The sequence below is a fragment of the Capnocytophaga sp. oral taxon 323 genome, assembly GCF_001278825.1.
Lineage (GTDB): Bacteria > Bacteroidota > Bacteroidia > Flavobacteriales > Flavobacteriaceae > Capnocytophaga > Capnocytophaga ochracea.
The window spans coordinates 597,542-621,415 of the sequence record NZ_CP012589.1; the positions used below are offsets into that span (position 1 = coordinate 597,542).

The window sequence follows — 23,874 nt, forward strand, 5'->3', positions numbered from 1 at the left end:
ATTTGTGTTCATAATTAATTAAATTAAAAAAGCCTGTAATACTGCGTATTACGGGCTTTTTTTCTACCCTAATCTACCCACCTTACCTCCGCTATTCCTTTAACCACTGTTCATCTTTTCTTTATCTGCCCGTGTGGCTCACACCGTTCTTTGTTCGTTCTTTGTTCGTTCTTTGTTCGTTCTTTGTTCGTTCTTTGTTCGTTCTTTGTTCGTTCTTTGTTCGTTCTTTGTTCGTTCTTTGTTCGTTCTTTGTTCGTTCTTTGTTCGTTCTTTGTTCGTTCTTTGTTCGTTCTTTGTTCGTTCTTTGTTCGTTCTTTGTTCGTTCTTTGTTCGTTCTTTGTTCGTTCTTTGTTCGTTCTTTGTTCGTTCTTTGTTCGTTCTTTGTTCGTTCTTTGTTCGTTCTTTGTTCGTTCTTTGTTCGTTCTTTGTTCGTTCTTTGTTCGTTCTTTGTTCGTCTTTTGTTCGTCTTTTGTTCGTTCATCGTTCGTCTTTTGTTCGTCTTTTGTTCGTTCATCTACCTGTTGTGCTACGACCTCGCATTGTTTTACCTTTTACCTTTTACCTAATAATTAGTATTGTGATATCAAATAGCTTAGTCCCCCTCAACTTATAGAAATGAAAAAAAACTAATATTTTTTTGTTACATATATTAAATTTTGTACTTTTGGCGTTAAATTATAAAACCAACGCTTATTATGGCAATGCACAACGATTTAGGAAATGAAGGAGAACAAGATGCCGTAAACTTCCTAATTGAAAAAGGTCATACTATTTTAGAACGCAATTTTAGGTTTGGGCACGCCGAGATTGATATCATTTCGCAAAAAGGTAATATTTTGCATATCACAGAAGTAAAAACACGTAGTTCAAGTGCTTATGGTGAACCCGAGAGCTTTGTAAATCAGCAAAAGATAGAACTATTAGTGAAAGCTACTGATTTTTATATAAAGAAAAAAGACTTAGATGTAGAAATACAATTCGATATTATATCCATCGTAAAAAACAATGCAGAATTTAGCTTAAACTACATAGAAGACGCTTTTTATCCTTTTTAATGATTTATGCCCCCAATTACTTTTTAATAAATTTATAATATCCAATACAAATGAAAACAATAGCATCAGCCGTCGAGCACTATATCAAATCAAAACCTTTCTTACAAACCGCTCTTTCAGAAGGGATTATTAACCTTACTTCTTTGGCTCGTATCATACGTAAGGATATACAAGCTGAAACTACTCAGCGTGAAGTGCGCAATGGGGCTATTGTTATGGCTCTCAAACGCCTTTCAGTAGATATGGAGTTTCGCTCTACTCATCGTATTGTAAAAGTATTGAAGAATATAGGCGATATTATTGTTCGTTCAAATTTAACCGACTATACTTTCTTAACCTCTGAGACCTTTATGAATGCTCAGGCTCAGCTACTCAATAAAATCAAAAATAATAGAGATATCTTCTACGCTACTACTCGTGGGGTAAATGAAGCAAATATTATTGTCAGTAACTCAATGGAGTCTATTGTTGAGAATATCTTTAAGAAGGAACGCATTTTACACAAATTCACCGATTTAGGAGCTATCAGTGTAAAACTTCCCGAAGAAAACGTCTCAGTATCGGGCATTTATTATTTTATATTCCAACGTTTGGCTTGGGAGGGAGTGAATATGAACGAGGTGATTTCTACCGCCAACGAATTTACTATCGTAATCCCTGAAAACCAAATCGATATAGCTTTCAAAGTAATTAAAGATTTAAAATTATTATAAAAATAAATGGTTAGAGTTAGATTTGCTCCCAGTCCTACGGGAGCATTGCATATCGGAGGCGTACGTACCGCCCTATTTAATTATTTGTTCGCCAAAAAGCACGGCGGTGATTTTTTACTTCGCATAGAAGATACCGACCAAAATCGCTATGTTGAAGGCGCAGAACAGTACATCATAAATTCCCTCAATTGGTTAGGTCTTACTTACGACGAGGGAGTAGGCAAAGAAGGCAAACACGCCCCTTATCGCCAAAGTGAACGCAAACCGTTATACAAACAATACGCCGATACCCTTATCAATAACGGTTGGGCATACTACGCTTTTGATACTGCTGAGGCATTAGATACAGCTCGCAAGGAAGCAGAAGCCAAAGGAGAGACCTTTATATACAATTGGGCTACACGTGATGCTTTGCAAAACTCACTTTCACTTAGCAAAGAAGAAGTACAACAACGCTTAGAGCGTGGCGATGAGTATGTGATTCGCTTTAAAATGCCACATAACGAACAGCTAAAAATGAACGATATGATTCGTGGTGAAGTAACTATTGATACGAGTACCTTAGACGATAAAGTACTCTTTAAAAGCGATGGAATGCCTACTTACCACTTGGCAAATATCGTAGACGATCACTTAATGGAAATCACTCACGTGATACGCGGTGAAGAGTGGTTGCCTTCTATGGCATTGCACCTTTTGCTCTATTGCGCTTTTGGTTGGCAAGCCCCTGCTTTTGCACACTTACCTCTTATCCTCAAACCGGTGGGTAATGGTAAGCTCAGCAAGCGTGACGGTATCAAATTAGGCTTCCCTGTTTTCCCAATGGATTGGACAGAGAATGGCGAAACCCTCAAAGGTTTTAGTGGAGAAGGGTATTTCCCCGAAGCACTTATCAATTTTTTAGCACTCTTGGGTTGGAATCCTGGTACCGATGAAGAAATCTTCACTGTCGAGCAACTCGTGCAACTCTTCGATTTGGAAAAAGTACATAAGGCAGGTGCTCGCTTTGACCCTGAAAAGATAAAGTGGTTCAACCACCAATACCTACAAATGAAGCCTAATGCAGAATTAGCTATCCTTTTCCAAAAAGACCTTACCCAAAGAGGCGTTACAGTTCCGATGGCTACGATAGAGAAAGTAGTTGGTCTCATCAAAGAGCGTGCTACCTTTGTAAGTGATTTCTGGGAACTTAGCAAATTCTTTTTTGAAGCTCCTGCTCTGTACGACGAAAAGGCACTCAAAAAACAATGGAAAGAGCAAACTCCTGAAATCGTAAAAGAAGTAAGTGAGGTACTTAAAAACACATCTAACTTCACCTCAGTAGCTTTAGAAGAAGCAGTAAAACAATATATGGAAACTAAAAGCTTAGGCTTTGGACAAGTGATGCCTCCGTTGCGTTTAGCCTTAGTAGGTGAACTCAAAGGACCTCACGTATTCGATATTATAGAAGTGATTGGCAAAGAGGAAACACTACGCCGTTTAGACACACTTCTTTCAGCAGAAAAGTAACATATATAGAGCAGAATAGCAATTTGAAATAAGCCTGTATGAAAAGTTTTTCATACAGGCTTATTTTATTCTGATAATACGAACCGTGTTTGAGGAGGTACTTTATAGCGTTTGTATCTACTGCAAATTGTGAGTGTTCCCATTGTTAATCATTACCACACCATACTTAGTGAAATGCGTTTGCGCACTTCGTCTTTCTCTATAACTTTTACTTGCACTTGTTGGTGGAGTTTAACTACTTCATTTACATCAGAAACATAACCTTCTTTCAGTTGAGAGATGTGTACCAATCCACTTTCTTTAACACCTATATCCACAAAGCAACCAAAGGCAGTAATATTGTTTACTATACCAGGTAATATCATTCCTATACGTACATCATCAAAGGTTTTTACATTAGGGTCGAAGGCAAAGGCTTTAGCAGTAGTACGAGGGTCGATCCCTGGTTTTTCTAATTCCTTTAATACGTCCTTCAAATAAAGTTCACCCACCTTATCTGTTTTGTACTTTTGAATATCAATAGTGGCAATAGCTTGCTTGTTACCTATAAGTTGTGCAACTGAGATACCCGTGTCCTTCGCCATTTGTTTGATGATAGGATAGGCTTCGGGGTGTACTGCTGAATTATCGAGCGGGTTCTCACTGTTGTGTACACGTAAGAAAGCTACTGCCTGCTGGTATACTTTATCACCCAAACGAGGTACCTTTTTTAAGTCTTCTCGCTTACTAAAAGCACCATTAGCCGAGCGGTAAGCTACTATGTTTTCAGCCATCTTCTCTCCTATCCCTGATACATAACTGAGTAGTGATTTGCTTGCTGTGTTGAGGTTTACCCCTACCTTATTCACGCAACGCACTACGGTTGCATCGAGCTCCTCTTTCAATAACGACTGGTTTACATCGTGTTGGTATTGACCTACTCCTATGCTCTTAGGGTCTATCTTCACTAATTCAGCTAATGGGTCGGCAAGACGCCTGCCTATGGATACTGCCCCACGTACAGTTACATCGTAATCGGGGAACTCATCGCGAGCTATTTTAGAAGCTGAATAGACCGATGCTCCTGCTTCACTCACCACAAATACTTCTACCTTTTTAGGGAAAGCAATACTTCTTACAAACGACTCTGTTTCACGAGAAGCAGTACCATTGCCTATACTAATGGCTTGGATATTGTATTGAGAAACCATTGTGCTGAGCTTTTTGGTAGCCATAGTCATATCATTTTGGGGAGCGTGAGGGTAGATAACATCGTGATGCAAAAGGTCGCCTTTTTCATCTAAACACACTACCTTACAACCTGTACGATATCCTGGATCAATAGCCAAAATGCGCTTTTCACCCAAAGGAGACGCTAATAACAACTGTGAGAGGTTCTCGGCAAACACACTGATAGCTTTCGCATCGGCTTTATCTTTTGCCTCTTGTAGTGTTTCGTTGGAAATAGAAGGCTCTAATAAGCGTTTGTAGCTATCTTTTACCGTTTTCTTCAAGAAATCGGCTACTTCTCCCCTACTCTTTATGATGTTTTCTTCCATAAAAGGTAAGGTTTCTTCACTATCTACTTGTACTTTTAGTTTTACAAATCCTTCTTTTTCGGCACGCAACATTGCTAATACACGGTGAGAGGGTGCTTTGTTAAGGGCTTCTTCCCAATCGAAATACTGAGCGTATTTCTGAGCTTCTTCCTCTTCGTTTTTACCTTTAACTACTTCGCTACTGATGATTGCTTTGCGCTGAAATATTCGGCGAAGAGTGCGACGTATAAACGTATTCTCGTTAATCCATTCAGCTATAATATCCGAAGCCCCTTGTAAAGCTTCTTCTTCAGTAGGCACTTTGTCGGAAAGGTAACGCCCTGCTAATAGTTCCAAGTCGGTTACACGCTGACTCATTATCTGTTTTGCAAGAGGTTCTAAGCCGTTTTCTTTGGCTACATCGGCTTTGGTTTTACGACGTTTTTTGTAAGGCAGGTATAGGTCTTCTAATTCATTGAGCTCAAAAGAGTTCTCAATACGTTTGCGCAATTCGTCTGTAAGCTTTCCTTGTTCTTCAATAGAAGAGAGAATCGTTTCTTTGCGTTTACAGATATTGTCGTAATCAGCTTGGGATTTGGCAATATGCTCAATGGCTACTTCATCTAAATTCTGAGTGCTATCTTTTCGATAGCGTGCAATAAAGGGAATAGTACAGCCTTCGGTTAATAGTGAAAGTGTGTTTTCAATAGCTTTTTCAGGTAGTTGTGTTTGGACTTTTATATATTGAATGTTTGTCATACTAATGCGTTATCGATTTAACAGTGTTTTTAAATTGAAGGTGCAAAGATATTGAAGAATTAGCAGATTAGCAAATGTCTTTTAATACCACAATGCCAATAATGCCAATAATACTAAATCAATGACAGTGCGAGGTCGTAGCACGACAGCCAGGTGCGAGGTCGTAGCACGACAGGCAGATAAACAATTAACGAACAAAAGACGGTGCGAGCCGCACGGGCAGATAAACAAAAGACGAAGAAAAGACGAAGAAAGGACGAACAAAAGACGAACAAAAGACGGTGCGAGCCGCACGGGCAGATAAACAAAAGACGAAGAAAGGACGAACAAAAGACGAACAATGAACGAAGGATAACAAGAGTAAAAATATATCTAAACTGTATACAAAGCGGTGCTTTGGTAGAGAAAACTTATTTTTTTGAAATAATATTTCGCTCTTTTAAAAAAAAGTAGTACTTTCGCACTCTGTAACAGCACTTATGAAAAAGTATGAAAAGAGTTTTACTATACAGTAGTTTTTTAGTTGTTTTTTTGCTATATTTAGCTTGTACACCTAATGCTAATACCTATTATAACCGTCAGATGCAACCTATTGTTACCAAGTATAATGTACTGTTTAATGGGGAGGAAGCATATGCCAAAGGTCTTAATGAACTACGCGAAAAATATCAAGATAATTTTAGTGAAATTCTACCGGTAGAGCCTATTGGTATGACAGGAAAAGTGCAATTAGATGGTACAGGTAATGCTGATTTTCAACGTGCTGAAGAAAAAGCTATTAAAACCATTCAGAAACACTCTATGGTTTTTAAAGGAGTACAACGCAACTATAAAATTGACGACGCTTATATGTTACTCGGTCAAGCCCGTTATTACGATGAGCGTTTCTTTCCTGCCTTAGAGGCTTTTAATCACCTGCTTACGAACTACGGAACGAGCGAGCGTATTCCTGAAGCAGCGGTTTGGGCACAAAAAGCTAATCTCCGTTTAGGTAAAGATAAAATTGCTATAGAAAAACTCACTGAATTTTTAAAAGAGAATCCTAAATTACGCAAAAATGATAGAGCTGAAGCCTATGCTACCTTAGGACAGGCTTATATTAACCAAGAACAATATCCTGAGGCTGCCGATGCGCTTTACAATGCTGGTAAATACACTCGTAATAAGGCTTTACGCGGTAGATATTACTTTATTGCAGCTCAGCTTTATGAAAAACAGCATCAAAAAGACTCTGCCGAAGTAGCTTTTGAAAAGGTTGTGAAGCAAAACTGGAAGATTCCGCGTAAGCTATGGGTAGAAGCCCAAGCAGGAAAGGCTCGCAACAAAACATTTACCCCTGAAGAAAAAGCTGATTTTTTAGCTTACCTTACCAAACTTGAACGCCGTTATGAGCACAAAAACTATCTCGATGTGCTTTACTACACTCACGGCGAACTTTTAAAAGACGATGATAAGCGTTTGGCTACCGATTTTTATCGTAGTTCTCTTTCCAACAATAAGAATAACAATCCGTTAAAAGCAAAAGCTCATACACGTCTCTCTGAATTATTTTTTGACCAAAAAGACTATACGGGAGCTTACCAGCATTTGGATAGTACTCTTACTTATATCCCTGAACATACCTTTGAACATCTTTTTATTCGCAGAAAAAGAGATAACTTGTCTAAGATTGCTGAGTTAGAATACGTCGTTAAGAAAAATGATAGCGTATTAAAAGTTATGCGCTTGCCAGAGACAGAACGTCGTGCGTATTACCAAAAACATATTGATTCTGTACAGAAAGCAATTGCTCTTCGCACACAAAAGCAACACAATAAAAAGGTTGCCAATACAGGTATGGGGGTAACGATGCCCGATGCTACTACTGAAAAGGGTGGCAAGTTTTATTTCTACAATCCGATGAGTGTAGCTTATGGGAAACAACAGTTTCAACAATATTGGGGAGACCGCAAATTGGAGGATAACTGGCGTTGGTCGAGTATGGGGAATGCTACTGTGGCGAACCTCACTGTCTCAGCTACTACACAACAAATAGCTAAAAAAGAAGTAGAAACTCCCGATACTTATCTTTCTCAACTTCCTAAGACCGAAGCCGAAATCGCTCAACTTAACATCGATAGAAATAAAGCCTTGTACCAGTTGGGCGTGCTCTATCGCTCTAAATTCAGTGAAAATGAATTGGCTATACAACGTTTAGAACGTGTTCTTGCCAACAATCCTTCTCCCGAATTAGAAGTAGTTACACTTTATGAGCTCCAAAAGAATTACACTGATACTCATAACCCCAAAGCTGAAACCATCAAAGGGCGACTACTTGCTAACTATCCTAATACCGATTATGCAAAACTATTGCAAGGAAGCGAAACCTCACAACAAGAGCGCAATAAACAGGCACAAGTTTTTGTTGATACCCTTATGGCTCAATACAATCGGGGTGAAATTATCGAGACGGCTCACCAGTTGCAAACAGAAGGGGCGCAGTATCGTGAAACTTCAGTAGCTCCTGCTATCGCACTGTTGCAAGCCAAAACAACGGCACGTTTAGAGGGGCTTGCTCCTTACCAAGCGCAGTTACAACAGATAGCGACTAACTATCCTGCCACTGCTGAAAGTGAAGAGGCTAAAAATCTATTAGATGAGCTTAAAGATGTAGAAACCGAAGATTTTGTTACTGACGATAAGGCTACGAAATGGAAAGTAGTTATTACAGGTACGGTTTCTGAGACACGTACAACTATAAAAGAACAACTTACCCAGAAATTAAAGGCAATTTCTGAGGTACTTACCCTTTCAGAAGACCTCTATAATGCCGATGAAACTTGGTTGGTAGTTCATAATATCCGCGATGCTTATTCAGCTCAGAGCATTGTTACTGATTTGAAAGAGTTCTTGGAGAAAAACAAACTATCTGCTTTTGTTATAGCCACTGAAAACTACCGATTGGTACAAATTCGCAAAGACAAAGAGAAATTCTTGGAGAAAGAAAAGAATGAAAACTAAGTCAGCTTATAGTATTTGTTGCTTTATGGCTTGTCATTCACTTTTATTTTAGTATCTTTGCGCCTCATTTAGCAAAAAAACAATATGAAATTAAAACACGCATTCCTTATTATTCTGTTGGTACTTATCATCGACCAATGGAGCAAAATATACATCAAAACACACTTTATCCTCAACGAAGCCGTAACCGTTTTCAGTTGGTTTCAAATATACTTTGTAGAAAACGAAGGTGCAGCTTGGGGTACTAAAATCCCCGGCGAATACGGCAAACTCATTCTTACCCTCTTTCGCATTGTAGCGGTAATAGGTATCGGTTATTGGCTGGTATCGGCAGTGAGAAAGCAACAACCTAAGATACTTATCATTTGCATTTCTTTGATATTGGCAGGAGCACTGGGCAATATCATCGATTCGGTGTTTTACGGCATAATTTTCGACCATAGTTATGGTAACATTGCTACCCTATTTGCCGAAAATCCTTACGGAACCCTCTTGCACGGCAAAGTGGTGGATATGTTCTACTTCCCCATTATCAATACTACACTTCCCAGCTGGGTACCCATTTGGGGAGGCGAACGCTTTCGTTTCTTCGAGCCCGTGTTCAATGTGGCTGACTCTGCAATATGTATAGCAGTGGGGCTGATGATTTTATATCACAAAAAGATATTTCCTAAAAACTAAATGAATACAAAAACACTTGAAGACTTAGAGTTCCCCATTGTACTCTCTCATTTGTCTGACCTTTGCCTTACTGAACTCGGCAAGAAATACGCCTTACGTATCAAACCTTTCGACAATCAGGAAAGCCTGTTATTGGCACTGAATCAAACCAATGAATACCTATCGTCTTTTGATAATAACAACACAATCCCTTCACACTATTGCGAATCTATCACTTCCGAAATTAAACTTCTATCTATTGAAAACGCCTTGTTAGAAGTGTCGAGTATTAGGAAGATTCATCGTATCAGCGAGGTTGTAAACACCCAAATTCTCTTCTTTAAGAAGTTCAAAACGCTATACCCTACCCTTTTCGAAATGGCTGATAGTATCGAGTATACTACCGAACTGCTGAACGCTATCGATAAAGTGTTGGACAAGTACGGCGAGATAAAAAACGAAGCCTCTCCTACGCTTGGTAATATACGTCGCGAGCTGAGCGCCTTGAAAGGAAAACTCAACGAAAGTTTCAACCGTGCTCTCGCCGAGTATAACACTGCCGACTATCTCGATGATATCCGCGAGACCGTAGTAGAAAACCGCCGCGTATTGGCAGTGAAAGCGATGTACCGCCGAAAAGTACAGGGTACCGTATGGGGGAGCTCAAAAACGGGTAGCATAGTGTATATAGAACCGCGACAAACCGAAATCTACTCTCGCGAACTCTCCAATCTGCTTTATGACGAAAAAGAGGAAATCCAGCGTATATTAAGAGAACTTACTGCCTTCATCAGTCAGTTTGCCGACCTGCTGAAAGACTATCAGCGATACATCACAGCCGTTGATATTATTTGCGCCAAAGCCAAGTACGCTCACCAAATGAATGCACTTTTGCCAGAAATCACTCAGGAACGCGAACTATTCCTCCGTGAAGCATATCACCCTTTGCTGTACCTTAGCAATACCAAAAAAGGTGTTACTACCTTTCCTCAAACCATAGAACTGAATGATGAAAATCGTATTATCGTCATCTCGGGACCTAATGCGGGCGGAAAGAGTATTACGCTTAAAACCATTGGCTTATTGCAATTAATGTTACAAAGTGGAATGCTCGTTCCGGTGCATCATCGTTCTAAAATGTGTTTGTTTGAACGCATTCTTACCGATATCGGCGATAACCAATCTATTGAAAACCACCTTAGCACATACAGCTACCGACTCAAAAATATGAATTACTTCCTCAAAAAGTGCAACCACCGCACCTTGTTTTTGATAGATGAGTTCGGGACAGGTAGCGACCCCGAATTAGGAGGTGCTTTGGCTGAAATATTCTTAGAAGAGTTCTACCACCGAAAGGCTTTTGGGGTGATTACCACCCATTACACCAATTTAAAAATGCTGGCAGATGAATTACCTCACGCCAGCAATGCCAATATGCTTTTCAACGATAAAACCTTAGAGCCCATCTATAAGCTGATAATAGGCGAAGCGGGAAGCTCTTTCACTTTTGAAGTGGCGCAGAAAAACGGCATTCCGTTTAGCCTTATCAATCGGGCTAAGAAAAAAATAGAGAAAGGAAAAGTGCGTTTTGATGCCACTATCGCTAAATTGCAGAAAGAACGCTCCAAAATGGAAAAAACTGCTGAAACCCTGAAAGATGAGGAAACCAGAGCCCGCGAAGAAGCCAAACGTTTGGAGGAACTCAATGATAAAGTAAAAAGCAAGCTCGTAAATTATCAAGAGCTCTATGACCAAAGCCAACGTATGATTACCTTAGGTAGTAAGGTAGACCAGATAGCCGAACGTTATTTCTACGATGGTAAGCGTCGCCCTTTGGTATCCGAATTTCTCAAACTCATTGAAATAGAAAATGCCAAGCGCAAACAAATGAGCAAAGAGGAACGCACCAAGCAAAAAGAGGAGAAAAAAACTACTACCGAAGAAGTTCATAAGCAAATGGAGACTATCCGCCAGCAACGCAAAGAAGAGAAGAAAGAGCGCATTGCCCAAGAACGCGCCGAAAAAGAAAAGCTACAACGCGCCCTTTCAGTAGGCGACCGTGTCCGCATTAAAGACAGCCGAAGCGTGGGAAGTATCGATAAGATTGAAAAAGGCAAAGCCATAGTAAATTACGGGGCGTTTACTACCTCTGTTTCTTTGGACGAATTGGAGCTCGTACAGAAAATCCGATAAAGTTCAACTTACTGAAAAGATACCTTATTAATATTTCAAAAAAGTGATTGTCCAAAAAACAATCACTTTTTAAGTTCCTTATCTTTTTAAAATGGATAGAAAGTCACTTTTTGAGTTGCCGAACTTTATAAAATCAATAGCAAGCCACTTTTTGAGTAGTTTAACTTTGTAAAGTTACAAAAAAGTGTACTTTTTTATATTTTTCTCTTCTTCGGAGGTTAAAACAGGGAGGATTTTACGAATTAAATACATTAATTTAATACAAAAAATAGCTGTTTCAGTAGTTTTTGCAGTATTAACTTTGCCAAAGTTTCAATCTTTGGCAAAGTTGAATCAAATATAATACAAACACCATATACTAATATTGGTTTTTCATATATCAATAAAAAACTTTGAAAATAATTTTGGATATAAAAAAAGGAATTCGTAATTTTGTCGCATAAAAACGAGGATTATCGTTATTAGGATAATTCCTAATTTATAATACTATATTATTTAACAACCTCAAAAAATATTTTCTACTTATGAAAAAGGAGAAGTTAATCAATTTAGACCTTGCTCGCTTGCACAATGCCGAGTTTAAACAATTTTTAGTGCGATTTTTTTGAAGATTTCGGCAAGACTGATTTAAAATTGGAAACAGATGCCGATTTTAAAGTGCTCTTTGAAAAGTTAAAAAACAAAATTCCTTCTTATGAAAAGGGATTGGAAAGAATCCGTTCTAGTGAAGAGACCAAAAAACTCGCCGAACTTGACCACGCAAGAGATACCGATATGCGTGCCTTGCGTTTGAGTATTCGCCCCTATAAATATGCGAAGACGGACGATAAGAAAAAGGCTTTTGAAACGCTAAAAAGGCTTATAGACCCTTATAAAGATGTTTCAAAAGAAACGTATGAGGAAGAAACCAGCAACCTTACAACCCTCATTACTCAGCTCAAAGCTGAACCTTATGTAAATGCAGTAAAAACCTTGCAAATTAAGGAGTTTGTAAGTGAGCTGGAAAAATCTAATAAGGCGTTTGATGAACTTTTTTCGCACAGGTCGTTCCAAACCTTGCAAAAAGAAGCCTATCATATACGTCCGCTACGCAAAGAGCTCTCAGATGATTACCGCAATATGGTAAATTACATTGTAACTCTATCGGGAGTGAAACAAGATGAGTTCTACAAAAAGACGTTGGAGGTCATCAATAACAGCAGGAAGTATTACGCCGATGTGATAGCGCGTAGAAAGCCGAATGCCCCTTCTGCTAAAAACAAAGAAAATACAAATGTTATCCCATAAACTATGGAAGTGAACATACACCCCAGCTGGAAGTCGGTATTACAAGAAGAATTTAATAAGCCGTATTTCAGTCAGCTCACCGATTTTGTAAAAAAAGAATATGCCGAAAATATCTGTTATCCCAAAGGAAAGCAAATATTTTCGGCTTTCGACCATTGTCCGCTGGACAGGGTGAAAGTAGTTATCATCGGGCAAGATCCCTATCACGGCGAAGGGCAGGCAAACGGTTTGTGTTTTTCAGTACACGATGGCATTGCCCACCCACCTTCACTTATCAATATTTTTAGGGAAATAGGACAAGATTTAGGTACCTCCTACCCTATCAGTGGCAATTTGGAGCGCTGGGCATCGCAAGGAGTTTTGCTGCTGAACGCCACCCTCACCGTAAGAGCCAACGAAGCTGGTAGCCACCAAAATAAAGGGTGGGAAACTTTTACTGACGCTGTTATTAAAGCAGTTTCAGCACATTGTAACAATATAGTGTTTATGTTGTGGGGTGGTTATGCCAAAAAGAAAACAAGCCTTATCGACCCGGCAAAACATTGTATTCTTACCTCAGGGCACCCCTCTCCTTTGAGTGCAAACAAAGGCTATTGGTTTGGCAACAAACATTTCAGCAAAGCTAATGCCTATCTTACATCCGTAGGGAAGGAAGCCATAAACTGGTAATTAAGATAGAAAAAGTTATGAGCGTTTATTATCTATCATTCAGCATTGAGCAATATTTGGGTTTTCTCCTTTTTGTAGTCATTTTCCTAATTGGTTTTTGGCTATTCTGCCTTTTATGTATGGTTATTCCTTATTGGATTATCGGGACGATAAAAGAGCGACTAAAAGAAAGAAAATCAACTAAAAGCAATATGCTTTCCCAAAAAAACTAACTACTGATGACATTAAAAGAGAGAATACATAACCTTCCTATTATCAAGCAATTCGTAAGCTTTTTGAAAAGTATTCCTTTAGCTAAGAACGCTTTTTCATTATATGATTTGCTCGAACTGTATACCGCAGGGATTATTAGAGGCGCACTCACCTATCGGGCGAGCGCTATCTCGTATAGTTTTTTCTTGGCAATCTTTCCTTTTTTGCTGTTCATTTTAAACTTAATCCCTTATATTCCTATCGAAAATTTCCAAGGAGACTTTTGGGCTTTTATTGAAGATATGCTTCCCCCAGGTACGCACGATTTCTTTTCGGATATTTTTTTCGATATCGCCGATAAAAAACGTGGTGGCTTGTTGTCTTCGGTATTTTTTCTTTCTATTTTCTTAATGACCAATGGTATTATGGCAATTTTTGGAGGGTTTGAGTATTCGTACCATCGACAAATCACACGCACCTATATCAAGCAATATCTTTACGCCCTAATGGTAGCAATTATTTTGGCACTTCTTGTTCTATTTGCTGTGGTTGTATTCATTTATTACGAAGTGTATTTAGTGCCTTACCTCGATAAAATCAATTTTATTACCGATTACGAAACGCTACTTAAAATATCGAAAATAGTTTTCGTCGCACTGATTACCTACTTCGGTACAGGACTACTGTTTTACTTCGGTACAGTTGAAGGCAGGGAAAGTAAGTTCTTTTCAGCAGGTTCGCTCTTTACTGTGTTATTGTTCGGCGTGACAACCTATTTGTTCGGTATTTATATTGAGAATTTTTCTCGCTACAACCAGCTGTATGGGTCTATCGGGGCATTGCTTATCTTCCTGCTTTATATATGGTTAAATGCCAACATATTGTTATTGGGGTTTGAACTAAATGCTTCGCTTCTGAAACTTAAAAAACACGACTGATGTATTTCGTAGATGTAATTTTGCCGCTTCCGCTTTCTAAACTTTTTACCTATCGTATTAATGAAGACGAAGCACATTTCTTACAAATGGGAATGCGCGTGGCTGTTCCATTCGGTAAATCCAAAGTATACACGGCTATAGTACATCATATACATACTGTTGAGCCTTCTTATGACACTAAAGACATTGAATATATCTTAGATGAAACGCCTATCGTTACTCCCCAGCAAATAGAACATTGGCAATGGATAGCCGATTTCTATATGTGCACTTTAGGGGAAGTACTAAAATCAGCCTTGCCATCGGCTTTTTTATTAGAAAGTGAAACAATAATTGAAATTGCAGAAAAAGAACTAAGTTCAACACTCTTTACCGATGACGAGTGGCAGGTATACGAAGCCTTACATTACAAAACAGCCCTCAAAGGTAGTGAGGTGAGCAAGATAATCCCCAAAAACAAGGCTCTGAAAGTGATGAAGAGCTTGGTAGAGAAAGGAGCTGCTCGCATTTCCGAAAGAATATTTGAGAAATATGTACCAAAACTCATCAAATACATTCGTTTATCTTCTGAATATCAAACCGAAGAAGGCTTGCAAAGAGCCTTAGAATTTTTGAAGCGGTCGGAAAAGCAAAAGAAGTTGATAATGGCTTATTTTAATTATATCAACAGAGAAATATTGCCTTTAAAAGCAGAAAAATTATTAGAAGAAGCCAGTGTATCGACAACAGTACTAAAATCAGTAATAGAAAAAGGCATTTTTGAAGAATACTACTTACAGAAAGACCGCGTTAGCTTTGCTGATAGTGATGTTTCGACAAAAAAGATACTCAATAAGGTACAAGAAGAAGCTCTTCATCAAATTCAGAAACAGTTTCAGACTAAAAACACAGTTCTTTTACAAGGGGTTACCGCCTCTGGGAAGACTGAAATTTACATTGAACTTATCGACCAATATTTAAAGGCAGGGAAACAGGTACTCTATCTTCTTCCTGAAATCGGCTTGACGGTTCATCTTATCAACCGATTCAAGAATCACTTTGGCAAGAGCCTCTCAGTATATCATTCTAAATATAGTACAAACGAACGGGTGGAAGTTTGGAATAATGTACTAAATAATAATCCCAAAGCGCAATTGGTTGTAGGTGTTCGCTCATCAGTTTACTTGCCTTTCAAACAATTAGGGCTTGTAATCATTGATGAGGAGCACGATAATTCTTACAGACAGTTTGAACCAGCTCCTCGAATGCAAGCACGGGATACTGCTATTATGTTGGCAAACATTTTCAAAGCTAAAACTTTGCTGGGTTCGGCAACGCCTTCGTTGGAGAGTATGCATAACGTGAAGACTGAAAAGTACGGATTTGTATACTTATCAAAACGCTACGCAGATTTCCTTCCTCCTATTATCGAGCTTATCGATATTAAGGATAAGCACCATCGCAAACGTATGAACGGGCATTTTTCCGACATTCTGATAAAGGAAATTACGAATACTTTATCGCAAGGGAGACAGGTACTTCTCTTTCAAAACAGAAGAGGTTTTGCCCCTATCGTGCAGTGTATGCAATGTGGCACGGTGCCCCAATGTCCGCATTGCGATGTAAGTCTTACTTTTCATCAAAGCAGTAATCAGTTGCGATGCCATTATTGCGGTTATGCGATTCCTATGCCCAAAGCCTGTATAGCTTGCGGAAGTGTTGATTTAAGAACAAAAGGCTTCGGAACAGAGCAAATTAGTAAAGAATTAGAAGTGCTTTTCCCGAAAATAGCTATAGACAGAATGGATCAGGATACTACTAATGGTAAATACGGATATGAAAAAATATTATCGAAGTTCGAGCAACAAGAAACGCAAATATTAGTAGGCACCCAAATGATCACGAAGGGATTAGATTTTGAAAATATAGGTCTAGTAGGCGTAATGAATGCCGATGCTCTCATTCATTCTCCTGACTACCGAGCCTACGAAAGGAGTTTTCAGCTATTATTGCAAGTATCAGGGCGTGCGGGAAGAAGTGCCCAACAAGGAAAAGTATTGATACAAACCTATAACCCACAGCACCCCGTAATTCAGCAAGTATTACAAAATGATTTCAGAGGAATGTATCAAAGTCAGATAGAGGAACGCCAATCCTTTTTATACCCCCCTTTTGTACAAATGATAAAAATAACTTTCAAACACAGTAATTTTAACCAAGTAAATGAAAGTGCTGAGTGGTTTGCTAATACACTTCGTGAAGTTTTTGCTTCTCAAAGAGGGATAGACGTCTTAGGTCCTGAATTCCCTCCTATTTCGCGTATTAGAAATGAATATCTGAAAGATGTTTTGGTGAAAGTACACCCCTCCGAAGTCTCTTTACGTCACACTAAAGAGCATATCAAGCGTATTGAAAACAGTTTTCAAGCTATCAGCAACTTTCGTGCTATTCGGGTAAGTTATTTGGTGGAATAATTACTATTTATTTGAGATATGAATGTTCTTTCCAAAAATATCTACATAAAAAATAAGAGGCTATCTGAATTGGATAGCCTCTTGTTCTTTTTAAAAAATCTTTTATTTGTTATAAACGCTTTCTTTTTTGAAGTGTTTAGCCAACAAATAATAAACAACTGCACGGTGCTTATTTCTGTTTGATTTACCGTATTTTTCTAACACAGCTTCAATAGCTTTATCTAACTCAGGACCGTCTTTCAAACCTAATTTTTTGATTAGGAAGTTTTGTTTTACACGGTCTAACTCTGCTTGGTCAGAGCCTGATACTTTAGAAGCATCGGCGTTGTAGATAGAAGGACCTAAGCCCACAGTTACTTTTGTTAAGAACGCTACATCTGGGTTCTTTTCACCACATTTTTCTTTCAAATCTTGGGTGTACACAGCAATTAATTCATCACGTTTGCTCATAATTTTTTATATTTAAAATTATTAATGCGGTAAAGGTAGTCATTTTTTCAATACCTCAAAATATTTTAACAAAACTTTATCATTTATTTTTCTTGGTGTATGAATTTCTAAGAGCTTGGGTCTCTCTGATACTTCGAAGAAATTGCTTAAATCTTTCTGTAAATCAGATAGATTAGTTGCTAACTGATAGCTAATGCCATACATTCTACAAAAATGTTCTGCTGTAAGCCTATGAGGTGTCTCAAAGAAGTATTCAAAGTTAGGGTCAGCTTTATCACCGGGTAGTATTCTGAAAATTCCTCCACCTTGATTATTGACGAGAATCACTCTAAAATCTTGTGGAATATATTTGTTCCAAAGAGCATTGCTGTCGTAAAAGAAACTCAAATCACCTGTAATGAACACTGTGGGCGATGCGCTTCCTACAACAGCCCCAATAGCAGTGCTCATACTACCGTCGATACCGCTAGTACCTCGGTTGCAAAACACCTTCCAAGAAGGGTGTGCTTTTATCAGTTGGGCATACCTAATTGCAGAACTATTGCTTATCTGTATAATATAATCATTAGGAATATTACTGAATACCTCACTGTACACTTTAAAATCGGAGAAAGGCGTTTGACTGATATACTCTAAATGTATTTGCTGTATCTCGTTTTTCACCTCTAACCACTGCTGCTGATAAGTAGAAGAAACATTAACCAAATTAGGGGTTACCTCCCCCAAAAAAGTATTAATATCCGCTTTAAAATGAGCTGTTAAACAGAAATATGAATCATAACCTTTGTGCAAATCTACATTATAGTGATAAGTAGGTTTATAACTACGTAAGAACTGTTTTATCTTTTTGGAAACTACCAAGCCTCCAAAAGTAAGTAATAAATCAGGTCGTAAGGCTTCTTTTAGAGCTGGGTCTCTTTCGGTATAAGTGAGCAATTTATCGATATAAGGAATAAAATGGGAGTGGTGCAAGTTAGATGTAGTTTCTGTCAGTACCAATACCGAAGGGTCTTTAGCAAGCCATTCTACATATTGTGCTTCTACACTATTAGGTGTCAACACTCCTACTAATACCATTTTTTTAGCTGAATCGTTCCAATGTTTTACAAAATCAGTGACTCTTCCTTTATTAATAATAGGGTTCTGTGGTTTTGCAGCTATATTCTTAAAAAGATAGTGCTCTTCCGTAGTGAGGTATAAGGGTTCTTCAAAAGGTACATTGATGTGCACCGGCAATTGCTCCTCTATAGCTGTATTCAGTGCCCTGTTTAGCTCGTAAAAATTGCTTTTATCGCTATGTGCTTCATCTGATAGATTGGCATTGTAGGCACTGTGGTTTCCCAGTACATTCACCTGACGTATGGTTTGCCCATCGCCTATATCTATTTTGCTCGAGGGACGGTCGGCTGAGATGACCACCAATGGTATATTGCTGTAAAAAGCCTCTGAAAAAGCGGGATAGTAATTCAGCAAGGCAGAGCCCGATGTACATACCACTGCCACAGGTTGGTGTAATTGCTGAGCAATGCCCAAGGCAAAAAAAGCAGCACAACGCTCATCTACGATACTGTAACAACTAAAATAAGGGTCGTTGGCAAAGCCAATAGTCAGAGGAGCATTACGCGACCCTGGTGAAATAACAATGTGCTTTACTTGTTTGGCTTTGCAAGCTTCTATTACATATTGTGCTAATTTTATTTGAGGTCTTTTCATCTATTCGGTGCGCTTATTTTTATGCTGATAATACTCGTATAAGGCTACCTGTGAGCGCAAAGGAGGGGTAGTATGAGGGCGGTAGGTGTTGTTCTGTGCCTCGTTAATTATACGTGCCTTTACATTGTCTGCCCAACTTATTTCGAAGGTGTCTATCAACTCTTGCTGTATTGCTTTGTCGTAAATAGGGCAACCTACTTCTACTCTGAATGAAATATTGCGCGTCATCCAGTCGGCTGAAGAGATGTACAATTTAGGGTTGCCTCCGTTGGCAAAGATAAACAAACGTGGATGTTCCAAGAACTTATCAACTATACTTATTACCTCTATATTCTCACTCATTCCTTCAATACCAGGCACTAAACAGCAAATACCACGTACAATCATTTGTATTTTTACTCCTGCGCGGCTAGCTTCGTATAGCTTGTCTATCATCTTGTAGCTAGTAATGTTATTCATCTTCAGCTTGATATACGCCTCTTTGCCTGCCTTAGCATTCTTGATTTCTTCGTCTATCAAGTGTTTGAGTTGCTTTTTGGTATAGTGTGGAGACACTATTAGATGCTTGAATTTTTGCACATTGTAGTTGGTATCGAAGAAGTTGAACACTTTGTTCACTTCCTTGAGTATCTCCTGATTGGCAGTAAACAGCGTATAATCAGTATAGATTTTAGCAGTAGTTTCATTGAAGTTACCAGTGCTGATAAATCCATAACGTTTTAGTTCTTTTCCTTCTTTACGTTCAATCACACATATTTTACTGTGTACTTTCAGTCCGCGTACGCCGAAGATGACTTTTACACCTTCTGCTTTTAGCTGTTCAGCATATCGTATATTCGATTCTTCATCAAAACGAGCTTGCAATTCTATCTGTACGGTTACTTGTTTGCCATTTTTCACCGCATTGATAAGTGAATTAACTACTTGCGAGTTCTTTGCCAAACGATAAATGGTTATTTTCACCGATTTTACCTTAGGGTCAAGGGCAGCTTCCCTCAAAAACCATATAATGTTAGAAAAAGTATGGTAAGGAGTGTATTGCAAATAGTCTTTTTCGGCAATTTTCTTTAGTAAACTCTCTTCTGAGGTGAGTCCTTGTACAGGTAGTGGCTGTATAGAGGCATATGTCAAATCCTTGCGCCCTAAGCTGGGGAAGTTCATAAAGTCGCGACGGTTATGGTAGCGCCCTCCTGGGATTACGCTGTCGGTTTTCATAATACCCATTTTCTCTAATAAAAATTGCAAGGTGTCCTTGTCTATCATCTTGTCGTACACAAAGCGCACCGGCTCGCCTTTGCGTCTGTCTTCTATACTGGTCGAGAGTTTCTCGATAAAGCTCTTGCTCAAATCATCGTCTATATCCAACTCGGCATCACGAGTGATTTTAATCATATTTGCCGTAAGCGATTCGTAATTGAAAATATTAAATATCTTGTGTAAGCAAAAGCGTATCACATCATCAAGCATAATAATATAATGCTTATCCCCTATTTGAGGCAACTCTATAAAACGGTCGAGGGTAGCAGGCAACTCAATAAGGGCGTACTGTATTTTTTCTTTATAAACACGTGATGAAAAGAACTTTTGTACTCCTGAGGCTTTTTCGTCTTCTTCTTTTAGGGTCATTTTCACTGCCAAATACGCCACATCGTCTTTCAGTTGTGGGAACTTCTCTAAATCGTTAAGGATAATAGTAAAGAGGGCGGGGCGTACTTTGTCGTAGAAATAGGTATTTACAAAGGCTTCGTGCTCAGGTAATAACGTTTTTTCATCTACTATAAATATCTGCTCTTTCTCTAATTCCTTGGTAATAGTGGCAATAATTTTCAAGCTCTCTTCTTGTAGCTGTATTACCTCTTTGGTAATTTCTTCCAAGAGCTCTTTGGCGTGTACCCCCAGTTCTTTATCTGAGGTTTCGTTCATCGCCACTCGTTTTACAGTAGCGTAACGCACTTTAAAGAACTCATCTAAGTTGTTGGAGAAGATACCCGCAAAACGCAAACGCTCCAATAGGGGCACTCGCTCATCAGCTGCCTCTTGAAGTACGCGTGCATTGAATTTTAGCCAACTCAATTCGCGGTTGATATATTGATTTTTTATATTCATTTTACTTCATTTTGAGCCATTTCCATACCTCTCTATAGCTAGCTTTTTTGCCGTACATCAAGATACCAATGCGGTATATCTTAGATGCTAATTTAATGACTGCAAAGAAAGTGAGATACAAAATAACGAGAGAAATCAGTACTTCCCACCACGCTACCCCAAACGGTATGCGCATCAACATTACTACGGGCGAAGTGAGAGGTATGTATGAAAACACTACCGAAATTGTACCGTGAGGCTCTTCAATTACCGAGAACATACCTACATAAAAGGCTAATATTAGCGGTAATAATATAGGCATTAAGAACTGTTGTGTGTCAGTTTCGTTGTCTACCATTGCGCCAATCATCGCATAAAGCGAACTGTATAACAGATAACCTCCTATAAAGAACAATAGGAACACCACAAAGGTTTCCGCAAAAGGGAAATGGTACAAAGCAGCCACTATATTGTTGATTTCCGACACGTTACCCACTCCTTGTACCGCTTGTGCAGAGGTATTTACTTCAAAAAACGAAGGTGCTAATGCCAACAGTACACCTCCTATAACTATCCATATCGCAAACTGCGTAAGACCTGCTAATGAAGTACCCAATATCTTGCCTAACATTAGTTCAAAAGGCTTAACTGATGAGATAATGATTTCCACAATGCGATTGGTTTTCTCCTCTATCACACTGCGCATTATCATATTACCATAGATGATGATAAACATAAAAATAAGATACCCCGCTATGCCTCCAATGGTTATTTTCATTACGTTATCCAACTCCGAGGTCTTCTCTCCCGTAAAATTCTCCATTTGTATGCTTATATGCGTTTTAGCGGCATCTATCTCTTTTTTGTCAATCCCTTTTTTAGTAAGGTTATGCTGAAAGAGTGTCCGCTCCATAGCATTAGTAAGCTCACTGGTAAGCGATAACGAAGGCGACTCTTCACTATAAAAAGCAATATTTTGGTCGCCTTTATTAGGGATATACAACAATCCGTATTTGCTTTTTGCTAACACTTCGGCTTTGGCATCTTTGAGTGAAACATTGCTGAGATATTCGTACTGAATTGTCTCGGTATTCTCAAAAGTGTTGGCATAGAGTCCACTCTCGTCTACAATCACAATATCCTTAGCCTTGCTCTTATTGTTTACGTTGGTCAAAAAACCAATCACAAGCGCAAAGATAACCACTATCAGCGGACTTACAAACGTCATTATTACAAACGACCTATTACGTATTTTATTTAAGTACTCTCTTCGAGTAATAATTCCTAAGTATTTCATCTTAATTTGTCAATTTATGCTATCTAAAAGTCTCTTTTGCGTCGCTACAGCTCTTCCTTTTGAAGGTTTGATTACGGACTGTCTCCCTTTGGAGGAGGAACGGAGGAAGTTAAAAATCTATATTCAATAAAGAACCTTCCCTCTCTTTATTCACTTACTCCGTTATAGCGGAAAACCTTTCAGACATCTTATACTATTCTTTCAATTTATTAATGGTCGATATAAAAATCTCATCTACTGAGGGGATAGACTCTACAAAATGCGTTACTTCGGCACGTGTAGTGAGGTATTGCAACAAATCGTTAGCCGTTTGTCCCTCTTTCTTCTGGATATGTAATTTTAACTCGTCATATAGCGTTTTAAAATTTGTCTCACTCACTTCAAATTGGCTTTTAAGTTCAGCTAAGAGCGCTGTTTTCTGCTCTTCAGCAACTTTTAAACCTACTTCATACAAGTTGTTTTTATAAGCCCTCTTAATGTCTATGAGCTTACCATCTAATATCTTATGTGATTTATTGATTAGCGCAATATGGTCGCACAATTCTTCAACCGATTCCATTCGGTGAGTAGAGAAGATAATCGTTGCTCCTTGCTCCCGTAAGTATAGAATTTCGTCCTTGATAATATTGGCATTAATGGGGTCGAAACCGCTAAAAGGTTCGTCGAATATCAGCAGTTTAGGGTTGTGAAGTACAGTTACCAAAAATTGAATTTTCTGTGCCATACCTTTGGAGAGCTCTTGTACTTTTTTGTGCCACCAATCGCCAATATCAAGGCGGTTGAACCAAAATTTAAGTCGCTCCTTAGCTTCTTCCTTGCTCAATCCTTTCAGTTGTGCTAAATACAAAGCCTGCTCACCTACCTTCATCGTTTTGTACAAACCACGCTCTTCGGGTAAATAGCCTATTTGTGCCGTATGCTTAGGTTGTAACAGCTCTCCGTCGAAGAACACCTTACCCGCATCGGGCAATACAATTTGGTTGATAATACGTATCAGTGAGGTTTTTCCCGCCCCATTAGGTCCCAGCAGACCAAAGATACTCCCCTTAGGGATATGTAACGACACATCGTCTAAAGCCGTATAGTCGCCGTATTGTTTACTGATATTTTCTATTCTAAGCATTTATTTAATGGTTACTGATAAATGATTAACAATTAATTCCAAAGTGCAAAGATATAGCAATTCAAACTCAAAAGCAAATATTTGTCATTGGTTTGTATTCAGTAACTTTGCTAATGGTTGTTCTATACTACAAAGTTTTTTTTGCGTTTTCCTCGCAATATACCCCATTTTAACACTTTTTTCTCAATAATAAGAAGAGTATTTTTTATAAGTTGATATACAGCATACTAAGGGCTTATCTTCGCCTTAGCTTCGGTTTAG

The 23,874-nt window shown here is 38.6% G+C and carries 17 protein-coding genes and 1 pseudogene; 11 read left to right on the forward strand and 7 right to left on the reverse strand.

Annotation, left to right across the window (positions count from 1 at the left end):
• Positions 1 to 121: 121 nt before the first annotated feature.
• Positions 122 to 514: a hypothetical protein gene (locus tag AM608_RS11980; RefSeq protein ID WP_157466228.1), complete on the reverse strand. Its 393-nt coding sequence runs from the start codon at positions 512 to 514 to the stop codon at positions 122 to 124.
• A gap of 181 nt (positions 515 to 695) precedes the next feature.
• Here AM608_RS11980 and AM608_RS02655 point away from each other — a divergent pair, with 181 nt between their 5' ends.
• Genes AM608_RS02655 through gltX form a run of 3 tightly spaced genes read left to right on the forward strand, consistent with a single transcriptional unit; the run spans position 696 to position 3,277 of the window.
• Complete coding sequence (locus tag AM608_RS02655) at positions 696 to 1,055, forward strand: YraN family protein (RefSeq protein WP_002672262.1); 360 nt, start codon at positions 696 to 698, stop codon at positions 1,053 to 1,055.
• Between the two features lie 50 nt (positions 1,056 to 1,105).
• Entirely contained in the window at positions 1,106 to 1,768 is a 663-nt protein-coding gene (locus AM608_RS02660; protein ID WP_009419941.1) for a hypothetical protein, read from the forward strand.
• Between the two features lie 6 nt (positions 1,769 to 1,774).
• Entirely contained in the window at positions 1,775 to 3,277 is a 1,503-nt protein-coding gene (gltX, locus tag AM608_RS02665) for a glutamate--tRNA ligase (protein WP_053580675.1), read from the forward strand.
• Between the two features lie 152 nt (positions 3,278 to 3,429).
• Here the strand turns inward: gltX and AM608_RS02670 are convergent, their stop codons facing one another.
• Positions 3,430 to 5,553 carry a Tex family protein gene (locus AM608_RS02670; RefSeq protein ID WP_053580676.1) on the reverse strand — a complete coding sequence of 708 codons (2,124 nt, stop codon included), beginning with the start codon at positions 5,551 to 5,553 and terminating at the stop codon, positions 3,430 to 3,432.
• A gap of 204 nt (positions 5,554 to 5,757) precedes the next feature.
• Between AM608_RS02670 and AM608_RS11985 the strand changes: the two genes are divergently transcribed.
• From AM608_RS11985 to priA, 8 genes and pseudogenes are all read left to right on the forward strand, one after another.
• The gene (locus AM608_RS11985; RefSeq protein WP_157466230.1) at positions 5,758 to 6,006 is read left to right on the forward strand and encodes a hypothetical protein; all 249 of its coding nucleotides are present in this window, start codon (positions 5,758 to 5,760) and stop codon (positions 6,004 to 6,006) included.
• Positions 6,007 to 6,042: 36 nt separating this feature from the next.
• Positions 6,043 to 8,553, forward strand: a complete 2,511-nt coding sequence (locus AM608_RS02680; RefSeq protein ID WP_053580677.1) for a hypothetical protein — start codon at positions 6,043 to 6,045, stop codon at positions 8,551 to 8,553.
• Between the two features lie 84 nt (positions 8,554 to 8,637).
• A complete protein-coding gene (locus tag AM608_RS02685) occupies positions 8,638 to 9,234 on the forward strand; it encodes a lipoprotein signal peptidase (RefSeq protein WP_053580678.1) in 597 nt (198 codons plus the stop codon).
• Complete coding sequence (locus tag AM608_RS02690; protein WP_053580679.1) at positions 9,235 to 11,406, forward strand: DNA mismatch repair protein MutS; 2,172 nt, start codon at positions 9,235 to 9,237, stop codon at positions 11,404 to 11,406.
• A 524-nt stretch (positions 11,407 to 11,930) separates the two neighbouring features.
• Positions 11,931 to 12,693, forward strand: a pseudogene (locus tag AM608_RS02695) (DUF6261 family protein).
• A gap of 3 nt (positions 12,694 to 12,696) precedes the next feature.
• Positions 12,697 to 13,362, forward strand: a complete 666-nt coding sequence (gene ung / locus AM608_RS02700; protein WP_009417200.1) for a uracil-DNA glycosylase — start codon at positions 12,697 to 12,699, stop codon at positions 13,360 to 13,362.
• 218 nt (positions 13,363 to 13,580) lie between these two features.
• The gene (locus AM608_RS02705) at positions 13,581 to 14,492 is read left to right on the forward strand and encodes a YihY/virulence factor BrkB family protein (RefSeq protein ID WP_009411102.1); all 912 of its coding nucleotides are present in this window, start codon (positions 13,581 to 13,583) and stop codon (positions 14,490 to 14,492) included.
• Positions 14,492 to 16,945: a primosomal protein N' gene (gene priA / locus AM608_RS02710; protein ID WP_053580680.1), complete on the forward strand. Its 2,454-nt coding sequence runs from the start codon at positions 14,492 to 14,494 to the stop codon at positions 16,943 to 16,945. The genes AM608_RS02705 and priA overlap by 1 nt, the downstream gene beginning before the upstream one ends.
• Before the next feature lie 102 nt (positions 16,946 to 17,047).
• Here the strand turns inward: priA and AM608_RS02715 are convergent, their stop codons facing one another.
• The 5 genes from AM608_RS02715 to AM608_RS02735 form a co-directional block, all read right to left on the reverse strand.
• Positions 17,048 to 17,395, reverse strand: a complete 348-nt coding sequence (locus tag AM608_RS02715) for a DUF2853 family protein (protein WP_009419954.1) — start codon at positions 17,393 to 17,395, stop codon at positions 17,048 to 17,050.
• Positions 17,396 to 17,434: 39 nt separating this feature from the next.
• Entirely contained in the window at positions 17,435 to 19,108 is a 1,674-nt protein-coding gene (menD, locus tag AM608_RS02720) for a 2-succinyl-5-enolpyruvyl-6-hydroxy-3-cyclohexene-1-carboxylic-acid synthase (protein ID WP_053580681.1), read from the reverse strand.
• Entirely contained in the window at positions 19,109 to 21,214 is a 2,106-nt protein-coding gene (gene ppk1, locus AM608_RS02725; protein WP_053580682.1) for a polyphosphate kinase 1, read from the reverse strand. It lies immediately after the preceding gene.
• Position 21,215: 1 nt separating this feature from the next.
• Complete coding sequence (locus AM608_RS02730; RefSeq protein ID WP_053580683.1) at positions 21,216 to 22,490, reverse strand: ABC transporter permease; 1,275 nt, start codon at positions 22,488 to 22,490, stop codon at positions 21,216 to 21,218.
• Between the two features lie 193 nt (positions 22,491 to 22,683).
• Positions 22,684 to 23,613 carry an ABC transporter ATP-binding protein gene (locus tag AM608_RS02735; RefSeq protein ID WP_048748018.1) on the reverse strand — a complete coding sequence of 310 codons (930 nt, stop codon included), beginning with the start codon at positions 23,611 to 23,613 and terminating at the stop codon, positions 22,684 to 22,686.
• Positions 23,614 to 23,874 lie beyond the last annotated feature (261 nt).

Coding starts and splice junctions, on each gene's coding strand:
- AM608_RS11980 (WP_157466228.1), bottom strand. CDS start 514: ATGAACGAACAAAAGACGAACAAAAGACGAACGATGAACGAACAAAAG.
- AM608_RS02655 (WP_002672262.1), top strand. CDS start 696: ATGGCAATGCACAACGATTTAGGAAATGAAGGAGAACAAGATGCCGTA.
- AM608_RS02660 (WP_009419941.1), top strand. CDS start 1,106: ATGAAAACAATAGCATCAGCCGTCGAGCACTATATCAAATCAAAACCT.
- gltX (WP_053580675.1), top strand. CDS start 1,775: ATGGTTAGAGTTAGATTTGCTCCCAGTCCTACGGGAGCATTGCATATC.
- AM608_RS02670 (WP_053580676.1), bottom strand. CDS start 5,553: ATGACAAACATTCAATATATAAAAGTCCAAACACAACTACCTGAAAAA.
- AM608_RS02680 (WP_053580677.1), top strand. CDS start 6,043: ATGAAAAGAGTTTTACTATACAGTAGTTTTTTAGTTGTTTTTTTGCTA.
- AM608_RS02685 (WP_053580678.1), top strand. CDS start 8,638: ATGAAATTAAAACACGCATTCCTTATTATTCTGTTGGTACTTATCATC.
- AM608_RS02690 (WP_053580679.1), top strand. CDS start 9,235: ATGAATACAAAAACACTTGAAGACTTAGAGTTCCCCATTGTACTCTCT.
- ung (WP_009417200.1), top strand. CDS start 12,697: ATGGAAGTGAACATACACCCCAGCTGGAAGTCGGTATTACAAGAAGAA.
- AM608_RS02705 (WP_009411102.1), top strand. CDS start 13,581: ATGACATTAAAAGAGAGAATACATAACCTTCCTATTATCAAGCAATTC.
- priA (WP_053580680.1), top strand. CDS start 14,492: ATGTATTTCGTAGATGTAATTTTGCCGCTTCCGCTTTCTAAACTTTTT.
- AM608_RS02715 (WP_009419954.1), bottom strand. CDS start 17,395: ATGAGCAAACGTGATGAATTAATTGCTGTGTACACCCAAGATTTGAAA.
- menD (WP_053580681.1), bottom strand. CDS start 19,108: ATGAAAAGACCTCAAATAAAATTAGCACAATATGTAATAGAAGCTTGC.
- ppk1 (WP_053580682.1), bottom strand. CDS start 21,214: ATGAATATAAAAAATCAATATATCAACCGCGAATTGAGTTGGCTAAAA.
- AM608_RS02730 (WP_053580683.1), bottom strand. CDS start 22,490: ATGAAATACTTAGGAATTATTACTCGAAGAGAGTACTTAAATAAAATA.
- AM608_RS02735 (WP_048748018.1), bottom strand. CDS start 23,613: ATGCTTAGAATAGAAAATATCAGTAAACAATACGGCGACTATACGGCT.